Source organism: Streptomyces sp. NPDC031379, assembly GCF_055569615.1.
On the sequence record NZ_JBVIIT010000013.1, the window covers coordinates 234,326 to 244,755 of the forward strand.

Annotated in this window: 10 protein-coding genes and 1 riboswitch; of the genes, 1 reads left to right on the plus strand and 9 read right to left on the minus strand. The window is 68.4% G+C overall.

Going from position 1 to position 10,430, the window contains the following annotated elements; translation table 11 throughout:
• Positions 1 to 15: 15 nt before the first annotated feature.
• The 6 genes from ACZ5CW_RS20845 to ctaE form a co-directional block, all read right to left on the minus strand.
• Positions 16 to 1,392 carry an aminotransferase class V-fold PLP-dependent enzyme gene (locus tag ACZ5CW_RS20845; RefSeq protein ID WP_468603377.1) on the minus strand — a complete coding sequence of 459 codons (1,377 nt, stop codon included), beginning with the start codon at positions 1,390 to 1,392 and terminating at the stop codon, positions 16 to 18.
• A gap of 143 nt (positions 1,393 to 1,535) precedes the next feature.
• Positions 1,536 to 1,652, minus strand: a riboswitch (SAM riboswitch).
• 74 nt (positions 1,653 to 1,726) lie between these two features.
• Positions 1,727 to 2,791 (minus strand): anthranilate phosphoribosyltransferase, encoded by a 1,065-nt coding sequence (gene trpD / locus ACZ5CW_RS20850; protein ID WP_468603379.1) that lies wholly within the window; start codon positions 2,789 to 2,791, stop codon positions 1,727 to 1,729.
• Between the two features lie 120 nt (positions 2,792 to 2,911).
• Positions 2,912 to 4,552, minus strand: coding sequence for a cytochrome bc1 complex cytochrome b subunit (qcrB, locus tag ACZ5CW_RS20855; RefSeq protein WP_468603381.1), 1,641 nt, complete (start codon positions 4,550 to 4,552; stop codon positions 2,912 to 2,914).
• A complete protein-coding gene (gene qcrA, locus ACZ5CW_RS20860) occupies positions 4,549 to 5,607 on the minus strand; it encodes a cytochrome bc1 complex Rieske iron-sulfur subunit (protein ID WP_468603383.1) in 1,059 nt (352 codons plus the stop codon). Before qcrA ends, qcrB begins: the two co-directional genes overlap by 4 nt.
• Positions 5,604 to 6,416, minus strand: a complete 813-nt coding sequence (gene qcrC / locus ACZ5CW_RS20865; protein WP_468603385.1) for a cytochrome bc1 complex diheme cytochrome c subunit — start codon at positions 6,414 to 6,416, stop codon at positions 5,604 to 5,606. The genes qcrA and qcrC overlap by 4 nt, the downstream gene beginning before the upstream one ends.
• A 62-nt stretch (positions 6,417 to 6,478) precedes the next feature.
• Positions 6,479 to 7,099, minus strand: coding sequence for an aa3-type cytochrome oxidase subunit III (gene ctaE, locus ACZ5CW_RS20870; protein ID WP_468603387.1), 621 nt, complete (start codon positions 7,097 to 7,099; stop codon positions 6,479 to 6,481).
• A gap of 154 nt (positions 7,100 to 7,253) precedes the next feature.
• Here ctaE and ACZ5CW_RS20875 point away from each other — a divergent pair, with 154 nt between their 5' ends.
• Positions 7,254 to 7,655: a response regulator gene (locus tag ACZ5CW_RS20875; RefSeq protein WP_468603389.1), complete on the plus strand. Its 402-nt coding sequence runs from the start codon at positions 7,254 to 7,256 to the stop codon at positions 7,653 to 7,655.
• An 80-nt stretch (positions 7,656 to 7,735) separates the two neighbouring features.
• Here the strand turns inward: ACZ5CW_RS20875 and ACZ5CW_RS20880 are convergent, their stop codons facing one another.
• The 3 genes from ACZ5CW_RS20880 to ACZ5CW_RS20890 all read right to left on the minus strand — a co-directional run.
• Positions 7,736 to 8,998, minus strand: coding sequence for a L,D-transpeptidase (locus ACZ5CW_RS20880; protein WP_468603391.1), 1,263 nt, complete (start codon positions 8,996 to 8,998; stop codon positions 7,736 to 7,738).
• Between the two features lie 161 nt (positions 8,999 to 9,159).
• Positions 9,160 to 9,558 (minus strand): cytochrome c oxidase subunit 4, encoded by a 399-nt coding sequence (locus tag ACZ5CW_RS20885; protein ID WP_468603393.1) that lies wholly within the window; start codon positions 9,556 to 9,558, stop codon positions 9,160 to 9,162.
• On the minus strand, positions 9,555 to 10,430 hold an 876-nt coding region (locus ACZ5CW_RS20890; RefSeq protein WP_468603395.1), incomplete at its 5' end, for a cytochrome c oxidase subunit I. The genes ACZ5CW_RS20890 and ACZ5CW_RS20885, both read right to left, overlap by 4 nt.

Below are 10,430 nucleotides of genomic sequence, written 5' to 3' on the forward strand. Positions count from 1 at the left end.
TCCACGCCCGTCGCGTCACACCGCCGGGACGCAGCGGCCCTCCTCGGTGCGGTAGGTCCACTTCGCACCCTCGGTCACCAGCTCCTTGACCGCCGCGACGAACCGCCGCACGTGCTCGTCCGGCGTGCCCGCGCCGAAGCTCACGCGGATGGCGTTGAGGGACTTCTCGCCCGGGGCCGCCTCCGGGGCACCGCACTCGCCCTGGGTCTGCGGGTCGCTGCCCAGCAGGGTGCGGACCAGCGGGTGGGCGCAGAAGAGGCCGTCGCGGACGCCGATGCCGTACTCGGCGGAGAGGGCGGCGGCGAAGTGGGAGCTGTTCCAGCCCTCCACGACGAAGGAGATCACGCCGACGCGCGGCACCTCGTCGCCGAAGAGGGAGAGGATCCGGACCTCCGGCACCTCGGCCAGGCCCTCGCGGACCGTGCGGACCAGGTACTGCTCACGGGCGACGAGGGACTCCCAGCCGGCCTCGGTGAGGGCCTTGCAGGCCGACGCGATGGAGTGGGCACCGATGACGTTCGGGGAGCCGGCCTCGTGGCGGGCGGCGCTCTCGTGCCACTCCACGTCCACTCCCCCGTCGGTGCGCCGGGTGACCTTGCGGCTGGCGCCGCCGCCCGCGAGGTACGGCTCGGCCGCCCGCAGCCAGTCGGCGCGGCCGGCCAGGACACCGGAGCCGAAGGGGGCGTACAGCTTGTGCCCGGAGAAGGCGACCCAGTCGACGTCCAGGTCGCGGATGTCCACCGGGTGGTGCGGGGCGAGCTGGGCGGCGTCGAGGACGATCCGGGCGCCGTGCGCGTGGGCCGCGGCGGCCAGCTCACGCACCGGCCACAGCTCGCCGGTGACGTTGGAGGCGCCGGTGACGCAGACCAGGGCCGGGCCGTGGCCCCCTTCGGTGGACGCAGTGCGGTCGGCCAGCGCCCGCTCCAGGGTCTCGACGGCCTGCCACGGGGTGCGCGGGGCATCGAGGTAGGTGACCTCGGCGTCCTGCCAGGGCAGCAGGGAGGCGTGGTGCTCGGTCTCGAAGACGAAGACCTGGCAGCCGGCCGGGAGAGCGCGGGCGAGGAGGTTGAGGGAGTCGGTGGTCGACCGGGTGAAGATCACCTGGTCGCTCTCCCGGCAGCCGAGGAACTCGGCGACCGCCTTGCGGGCGTTCTCGAACAGCTCGGTGGAGAGCTGGGAGAGGTAGCCGGCACCCCGGTGGACGCTGCCGTAGTAGGGGGCGTAGGCGGCGACGTCGTCCCAGACCCGCTGCAGGGCGGGGGCGCTGGCCGCGTAGTCGAGAGCGGCGTAGGTGACTTCGCCGCCCGTCACGAGCGGGACGGTGACATCACGGCCCAGAACGGGCAGAGGGGCACAAACGGTCTGGTCGACGGCAGCGGTGGAGACAGACATGGGGAACTCCCGTGAGGACGTACGCGAAAGGCGCGTACGGAAGAAAGGTGAAAGGGGGGTGCGGAGGCGGGGCTCTGCGGCCCTATCGCATTCGCTTGCTCACGGAAGGCTCCCTCGTACGACCAGGACCCCTGGGTTCGAGGGGTCCGCGCTTGCCGTAGACCTCGCTGCCTACGACCTGGTCTTCACCCGGGGCACCCCGCCACGGACGGAGGGTTGCCGGACAGTCGGCCGGGGCCTCATGACTGTCACTCATGACCTGATACGGGAACGTACGCGAAATGATCGTCGTCCCGCAACCCGTGTCCGGATCGCGGGACGATCGACGGTGTCGTCAGGCGTTGCTCGCCGCCACCCATCTCTCCAGCGCCCGCTTGGCCGCGCCCGAGTCGATCGACTCCCGCGCCTCGGCCATACCGGCGCTCAGCTGGTCGGCGAGGGGTGCGTCCGTCGGCCGCAGAGCGGCGAGCGCGGCCGCCGAGTTCAGCAGGACCGCGTCCCGCACCGCGCCCTGCTCGCCGTCCAGCAGACGGCGGGCGACCTCCGCGTTGTAGGCAGCATCGGCGCCGCGCAGGGCGTCCACGGGGACGAGGTCGATGCCCACGTCCCGCGGGTCGAAGGTCTCCTCACGGACCTCGCCGTCGCGGACCACCCACACCCGGGAGGTGGCGGTGACGGTCAGTTCGTCGAGGCCGTCGTCGCCGCGGAAGACCAGCGCGGAGTTGCCGCGCTCGGCGAGGACACCGGCCACGATCGGCGCCATGCGCGGGTCGGCCACGCCGACCGCCTGGGCGCGCACCTTGGCCGGGTTGGTCAGCGGACCGAGCACGTTGAAGGTCGTCCGGATGCCCAACTGGCCGCGGGCCGCGGCCACATGGCGCAGGGACGGGTGGAACTTCACCGCGAAGCAGATGGTGATGCCGGCCTCTTCGGCGACCTCGGCGACCCGCTTGGGGGTCAGGTTCAGATTGATCCCGAGCTTCTCCAGGACGTCGGAGGACCCGGAGGCGGAGGACGCGGCACGGTTGCCGTGCTTGACGACCTTCGCCCCGGTGCCCGCGACGACGATCGAGGACATCGTGGAGATGTTCACCGTCTTGGCACCGTCTCCGCCGGTGCCGACGATGTCGACCGCCGGGCCCGGCACCTCGATCACATTGGCGTGCTCGTACATCGTCCGGACGAGTCCGGAGATCTCCGCGACCGTCTCACCCTTGGCCCGCAGTGCCACCATGAAGCCGGCGATCTGGGCGTCGGTGGCCTCACCGCGCATGATCAGGTCCATCGCCCACGCGGTCTCGTCGGCGGAGAGATCACGGCCGTCCAGCAGGCCGTTCAGCAGGACGGGCCAGGAACGGCCCGCCGCGGTGTCGCCTCCAGCGGGGGTCACAGCGCTCATCAGCCGCTCCTAGTACACAGTCCTGCGCAGTCGTACACCACCCTATCCAGCCCGGGGCACAGCGAAGGGCCCCGTCCGCAACCCGGACGGGGCCCTCAGCGTGGCGTGGCGACGCGGGGATCAGTGGTGGCCGTGGCCGCTCGTGATCTCCTTGTACTCCTCGACGGTCGGCTTCGGGATCTGGTTGTCCTCGCCGTAGTAGGCGTTGGAGAGCTTGGCACGCAGCTTCTCCGAGCCCGTCACCTTGCGCTGGACACCGTTCTCGTCGACCGTGGGGCCGATCTCGGCCGGCTTGTACTGCTCGTGCGCGGTGAGCGTGTGCAGCTGCTCCTGGCTGAGCGGCTCGTGCACCTCGATGAACTCACCGTGCGGCAGGCGCTTGATGATGCCGGTCTCGCGACCGTGCAGCACCTTGTCGCGGTCGCGGCGCTGCAGGCCGAGGCAGATCCGCTTGGTGAGGATGAACGCGATGACCGGTCCGACGAAGAAGGAGATCCGGACGAACCAGGTGACGGCGTTGATCGACAGGTTGAAGTGCGTGGCCCACAGGTCGTTGCCGCCGCCGACCAGGGTGATCATGTAGATCGTCACCCAGGCGACACCGAACGCGGTACGGGTCGGGGCGTTGCGCGGGCGGTCCAGGATGTGGTGCTCGCGCTTGTCGCCGGTGACCCAGGACTCGATGAACGGGTAGACCGCGATCGCAGCCAGGACCAGCGGGAAGAGCACCAGCGGGATGAAGACGCCCAGGACGAGCGTGTGACCCCAGAGGTTGATCTCCCAGCCCGGCATGAAGCGGATCAGACCCTCGGCGAAGCCCATGTACCAGTCGGGCTGGGCGCCGGTGGACACCTGGTCCGGACGGTAGGGGCCCATGGCCCAGATCGGGTTGATCTGGGCGACCGCGGCGATGGCCGCAATGACACCGAAGACCAGGAAGAAGAAGCCTCCGGCCTTGGCCATGTAGACCGGCAGCAGCGGCATGCCGACGACGTTCTTCTCGGACTTTCCGGGGCCCGCGTACTGCGTGTGCTTGTGGTAGAAGACCAGGATCAGGTGGCCGACCACCAGGCCGAGCATGATGCCCGGCAGCAGCAGGATGTGGACCGAGTAGAACCGGGCCACGAAGTCGTGGCCGGGGAACTCGCCGCCGAAGAGGAAGAACGACAGGTACGTGCCGACGATCGGCACGGACAGGATCGCGCCCTCCATGAAGCGGACACCGGTGCCGGAGAGCAGGTCGTCCGGGAGCGAGTAACCGGTGAAGCCGGTGAACATGCCCAGGACGAACAGCAGGAAGCCGAACAGCCAGTTGATCTCACGCGGCTTGCGGAACGCGCCGGTGAAGAACACGCGCATCATGTGCACGAACATGCCGGCGAGGAAGATCAGGGCGGCCCAGTGGTGGATCTGCCGGACCAGCAGACCACCGCGCACGTCGAAGGAGATGTGCAGGGTCGAGCTGAACGCCTCGGACATCAGCTGTCCCTGGAGCGGGACGTAGCTGCCGTGGTACTCCACCTCGTTCATCGACGGGTGGAAGAACAGCGTCAGATAGACACCCGTCAGGATGATGATGATGAAGCTGTAGAGGCAGACCTCACCCAACATGAACGACCAGTGGTCGGGGAAGATCTTGCGCATGTTGGCCTTGGCCAGGGAGTAGATCCCGAGCCGGCCGTCGGCCCAGTCGGCGATCCGCTCGCCGGCCGGTGCCTTCCCGCGAGAGCGGGACTCTTCTTCGTTCGGTGCAGTACTCATCCGCGCTCCCAGAATGCAGGACCGACGGGCTCCTCGAAGTCGCCGAGCGCCTGGAGGTAACCCTCGCTGTCCACACCGATGCGCAGCTGCGGCAGGGCGTGGCCGGCGGGGCCGAAGATCACTCGGGCACCGTCGGAGAGGTCGAAGGTGGACTGGTGGCACGGGCACAGCACGTGGTGCGTCTGCTGCTCGTACAGCGAGATCGGGCAGCCGACGTGGGTGCAGATCTTCGAGAAGGCGACGATGCCCTCGTGCGACCAGTCGAGCTCGCGCTTGTCCTTGATGTTGCCCGGCTGCAGCCGCACGATCATCAGGGCCGCCTTGGCGATCTCCGTCTGGAACTCCTCGGACTTCTCCTCCAGGCCGTCGGGCATGGCGAAGGTGAGCGAGCCGACGGCGACGTCCTCGGGACGCAGCGGCAGGTTCGTGTTCATGTTGACCAGACGCTTGCCCTTGGCCCACAGGGTGTGGCGCAGCGAGGTGCCGGGCAGCGGGCCGAGGTCGCGCAGCAGCATGACGCCGGACAGCGGCACCAGGGTGAGCGCGCCGAACATCGTGTTGCGGATCAGCTTGCGACGGCCGAGCGCCGACTCCTTGGCGCCCTGACGGAAGTCGTCGTGGACCTTGGTGCGCACGTCGGCCGGAGCCTCGATCGCGTGCCGCTCGTCGGCGACCTCCACGTCGGACATCAGGGTGCGGGCCCAGTGGACCGCGCCCGCGCCGATGCAGAACAGCGCCACACCGAGGGTCAGACCCAGCGCGAAGTTCAGCGCGCTGAGGTGCCCGATCGGGAAGACGAAGATCGACTTGTCGTGCGGGATCGCGACGTACGAGACGATGAAGCCGACGGTGGCCACCATCGACACCGTGAACAGCAGGGCGACCGCGCGCTCGGACCGCTTGGCGGCCCGCTCGTCGATGTCCTGGATCCGGTGCTCGTGCGGCGGCAGACCCGGGTCCGCGAACGGGTTCTCCTCGTCCGCGACGCTCACGGCGCCGTGCGCGTGCTCCTGCTCAGCGGGCAGGTTCTCTTCTGGAATGTCTTGGCTACTCATGACTTCTTGGCCTTTGCGGTCCGAGCGGCGACCCAGACGGCGACCGCGATCAACGCGCCCAGACCGAAGATCCAGGCGAACAGACCCTCACTGACCGGCCCGAGGCCGCCCAGCTCCATACCGCCCGGGTTGTCCGTCTCGTCGCTGTTGACCGCGTGCAGGTACGCGATGATGTCCTTCTTGTTCTTCTCCGACATCGTGGTGTCGGGGAAGGACGGCATGTTCTGCGGGCCGGTCTGCATGGCCTCGTAGATGTGCTTGGGGGCGACGCCCTCGAGGCTGGGGGCGTACTTGCCCTCGGTGAGCGCACCACCCTTGCCGGTGAAGTTGTGGCACTGCGCGCAGTTGGTGCGGAACAGCTCGCCACCCTTGGCGATGTCCGCGCCTTCCGGACCGTACTGCTGCTTGGTCGGCACGTTCGGGCCGGCGCCCAGCGACGCGATGTACGCGGCGAGCTGGTCGATCTGGGCCTGCGTGTAGACGGGCTTCTTGCGCGGGGCCTGGGCGCCCTGCGAGGTGGCGGCCGGCATACGGCCGGTGCCGACCTGGAAGTCGACGGCCGCGGCCCCGACACCGACGAGGCTCGGCCCGTCGGAGGAGCCCTGGCCACCGGTGCCGTGGCAGCTGGCGCAGCCTACCTCGTAGAGCTTCTTGCCCTCCTTGATGGTCAGGGACTGGGAGGTCTCATCGGCCTGCGCCTTGCCCGCGGGCGCGAACGCGGCGTACAGCCCCCCAGTGGCCGCCAGCGCGAGGAGTAGGACGACGACCGCCGCCAGCGGATGGCGTCGTCGTGCGGAGAGCTTTTTCACGGATTACCCCGGTGTCAGGATCTTCTGCGTCGGTGCTTCTGGATGTGCGGGAGCGGTCCCGGCTACTTGATCAGGTAGATCGTGGCGAAGAGGCCGATCCAGACCACATCGACGAAGTGCCAGTAGTAGGACACGACAATGGCGGCGGTCGCCTGCTCGTGGGTGAACCTCCTGGCCATGTATGTACGGCCGAGGACCAGCAGGAAGGCGATGAGACCGCCCGTCACGTGCAGGCCGTGGAAGCCGGTCGTCAGGTAGAACACCGAGCCGTACGGGTCGGAGGACAGCGAGATGCCGTCCTTCTTCACCAGCTCGGTGTACTCGTAGATCTGACCGCCGATGAAGATCGCACCCATGATGAAGGTGAGGATGAACCAGCCACGGAGCTTCTTCACATCGCCGCGCTCGGCCGCGAACACGCCGAGCTGGCAGGTGAGGGAGGAGAGCACCAGGATCGTGGTGTTCGTGGCGGAGAAGGGCACATTGAGCGCCTCCGCCTGTTCCTTCCAGTGAGCCGGTCCGGTCACCGACCGGAGGGTGAAGTACATCGCGAAGAGGGCCGCGAAGAACATCAGCTCGGAACTCAGCCAGATGATGGTTCCGACGCTGGTGAGGTTCGGCCGGTTGACCGACGGGTGCGCGTGCCCGGTTTCTACTGTCGTTGCTGTCGCCACGACCGACATTATGTCGGTCGCTTATCCCGCCCTCACTCCGGGGGGTGCCGTTCGGAGTGTTGCTGCCCGCCGAACCGGTGCTGACGTGGTGTTCATGGGAGTAACATCCGCCCAAACGGCCCTGTCCGTCCTGTCCGTACGACGCTGACGTCCCGGAGGAACAATGCAGCCGACCGCCACGGTGCTGGTCTACAGCGACGACTCCAACACCCGCGAACAAGTACGGCTGGCCGCCGGGCGTCGGCCCGCTCCGGACGTTCCCCAGGTGGAGTTCGTGGAGTGCGCCACGCCCGCGGCGGTGCTGAGCGAGCTGGACAAGGGCGGCATCGACGTCTGTGTGCTCGACGGCGAGGCCGTGCCGATGGGGGGCATGGGCCTGTGCCGGCAGATCAAGGACGAGGTGTTCAACTCGCCGCCGGTACTTCTCCTCATGGGCCGGCCCCAGGACGCGTGGCTGGCCACGTGGAGCCGGGCCGACGCCGCTGTGACGCTGCCGGTGGACCCTGTGGAGTTCGCCGCCGCGCTGGCCTCCCTGCTGCGTCAGAAGCGGTTGCTGAGCGCCTAGCGGGGTGGGGCGCGAGGTGGGTGCGCGGCCGCCGGTTCGCCGGGGCTCGTCGCGCCGTTCCCCGCGCCCCTGCAGGGCGCTCACACGGCCGTCGGCTGGAGCCTCACCGCGTCCGCCGGTGCCGGGCCGTCCGGGGCGCCGTTGATCAGCGCGCTGCCCGTGCGCCACTTCTTCCAGTCGACGTTCCAGTCGCCGAAGCCGTTGCCGAAGGGCTCCATGGGGTCGCCGTTGGAGTTGACGACCTTGACGATGTCCCCCTCGCGGACGTTGTCGAAGAGCCACTCGGCGTTGGACGTGCTCATCCCGGTGCAGCCGTGGCTGACGTTGGCGTAGCCCTGGGAGCCGACGGACCAGGGGGCGGCGTGGACGTACTCGCCGGACCAGGTGACCCGGGTGGCGTAGTAGACCGGCAGGTCGTAGGAGTCGGAGGTGCCCTCGGCGATGCCGACGGTGCTGCCGCGCATCCGTACGAAGTACTGCTTCTCCAGCACGACCTTGACCCCGTTGCGGGTCTCGAAGCCGGGCTTGCCGGTGGTGACGGGGATCTGCTGGATCTGCTGCCCGTTCTTGTAGTACGTGAGCTGGTGCGCGGCGGCGTCCGTGACGACCTCGATCCGGTCGCCCGTGGTGATCTTCAGCGCCTTGGACTTACCGCCCCACAGCCGGTCGCTGATCCGGACGCCGTCCAGGTTGCTGTGCACCTGGACGGTGGCGTGGGCGGGCCAGTACTCCCTGGGCCGGTAGTGGAGTTCCTTGGCGCTCACCCAGTACCAGGAACCCGGCACGGCCGGCACGGAGTCCACTCTGAGGGCACGCTCCACGACGGCCCGCTGCGCCTTGTCCTTGATCTCCTGGTCGAGTTGGGCCGTGATGGGCTGCCCGACTCCGTACTCGCCCGCCTTCGGCCCGAACGTGACGTGCAGGCTCTTCTTGCTCGTGGGCTTGGTGGTGTCGAACACGAGGACCTTGCGGCCGGGCGCGCCGTCCTCGTCCTCGGTGCTCACCGTGAGCGTGTAGTGGGCGTTGGCGGCCAGCGGGGAGGTGCTGTGCCACCGGCTGCCGTCGGCGGCGAGTTCGCCCGCCACGTATCGCCCTGTGGCGTCCTGGGCGGTGACGTCGGTGATGCGGCCCTCACCGCTCTTGGCGGTGACCTCGAGGGGCTTGTCCGGGTCGGCCCGCTTCTCTGCGTCGGTGGGGCCGTTGAAGGAGATCAGGTCCGCTGCGTCGTACGGCCTGGCCGACAGGGGGTTGCCGTCCGAACCGCAAGCGGTGACGCCCGCGCCGAGGGCGGTCACCAGCAAGGCGCAGCTGACGACGGTGCGGGTCCGCGGAGTGTGGTTCATACGATCACGCTATGAGCTGTTGACCGTACCGGCACGGCAGGTAACCCGTATGAGTGATCGACGCCGGGGCAATGGACGGACGCTCCGGATGCGCCCGGAAAAGGCGGGAGCCCGGACCCTCCTGACGGAGGGTCCGGGCTCCCGGCGCGTGTTCTCGCGTGCTACTGGGTGCGGTTCTCACCGTGGTAGTACTCGAACACCCAGCCGAACAGGCCGATCACGATGAACGGGGCCGAGAAGTAGATCAGCCACCAGCCGACCGCGACGCTGAGGAAGGCGATCGCACCGCCGAAGCCCAGCATGAGCGGCTGCCAGCTGTGCGGGCTGAAGAAGCCCAGCTCGCCCGCGTCGTCCGCGACATCGGCCTCCTTGTCGTCCTGGGCACCCGCGTCGACCCGCCGGGCGGTGAAGCCCAGGTAGAAGCCGACCATGATGCACAGGCCGAAGGCCAGGAAGAGCGCCGTGGTACCGGCCGGCTCCTTCGACCACACGCCGTACACGACGGCCATGATCAGGACGAAGAAGCTCAGCCAGATGAACATCCGGCCCTGGATCTTCACTTGCCGGCCTCCTTGCTGCCCGCGATGGCACCGTGACCGGAGTGCTCAAGCTGCTCGAGGGCGGCGATCTCGGGGTGGTGCAGGTCGAACGCCGGGGATTCGCTGCGGATCCGCGGCAGGGTGAGGAAGTTGTGCCGCGGCGGCGGGCAGGAGGTCGCCCACTCGAGCGAGCGGCCGTAGCCCCACGGGTCGTCCACGCCGACCGGCTTGCCGTACTTGGCCGTCTTCCACACGTTGTAGAGGAACGGCAGGATCGACAGGCCGAGCAGGAACGAGCTGATCGTCGAGATCGTGTTCAGGGCGGTGAAGCCGTCGGCGGCCAGGTAGTCGGCGTAACGACGCGGCATGCCCTCGGCGCCCAGCCAGTGCTGGACCAGGAAGGTGCCGTGGAAGCCGACGAACAGCGTCCAGAAGGTGATCTTGCCGAGACGCTCGTCGAGCATCTTGCCCGTCATCTTCGGCCACCAGAAGTGGAAGCCGGAGAACATCGCGAAGACGACCGTGCCGAAGACCACGTAGTGGAAGTGGGCCACCACGAAGTACGAGTCGGAGACGTGGAAGTCCATCGGGGGCGAGGCCAGGATGACACCGGTCAGACCACCGAAGGTGAAGGTGATCAGGAAGCCGACCGCCCAGAGCATCGGCGTCTCGAAGGACAGCGAGCCCTTCCACATCGTGCCGATCCAGTTGAAGAACTTCACACCGGTCGGTACGGCGATCAGGAACGTCATGAAGGAGAAGAACGGCAGCAGCACCCCGCCGGTGACGTACATGTGGTGGGCCCACACGGTCACGGACAGACCGGCGATCGCGATGGTCGCCGCGATCAGACCCATGTAGCCGAACATCGGCTTGCGGGAGAAGACCGGGAT

Excerpts from the sequence above, each read along its gene's own strand:
- qcrB (WP_468603381.1), bottom strand. The coding sequence starts at position 4,552 with ATGAGTACTGCACCGAACGAAGAAGAGTCCCGCTCTCGCGGGAAGGCA.
- qcrA (WP_468603383.1), bottom strand. The coding sequence starts at position 5,607 with ATGAGTAGCCAAGACATTCCAGAAGAGAACCTGCCCGCTGAGCAGGAG.
- trpD (WP_468603379.1), bottom strand. The coding sequence starts at position 2,791 with ATGAGCGCTGTGACCCCCGCTGGAGGCGACACCGCGGCGGGCCGTTCC.
- ACZ5CW_RS20875 (WP_468603389.1), top strand. The coding sequence starts at position 7,254 with ATGCAGCCGACCGCCACGGTGCTGGTCTACAGCGACGACTCCAACACC.
- ACZ5CW_RS20880 (WP_468603391.1), bottom strand. The coding sequence starts at position 8,998 with ATGAACCACACTCCGCGGACCCGCACCGTCGTCAGCTGCGCCTTGCTG.
- ACZ5CW_RS20845 (WP_468603377.1), bottom strand. The coding sequence starts at position 1,392 with ATGTCTGTCTCCACCGCTGCCGTCGACCAGACCGTTTGTGCCCCTCTG.
- ctaE (WP_468603387.1), bottom strand. The coding sequence starts at position 7,099 with ATGTCGGTCGTGGCGACAGCAACGACAGTAGAAACCGGGCACGCGCAC.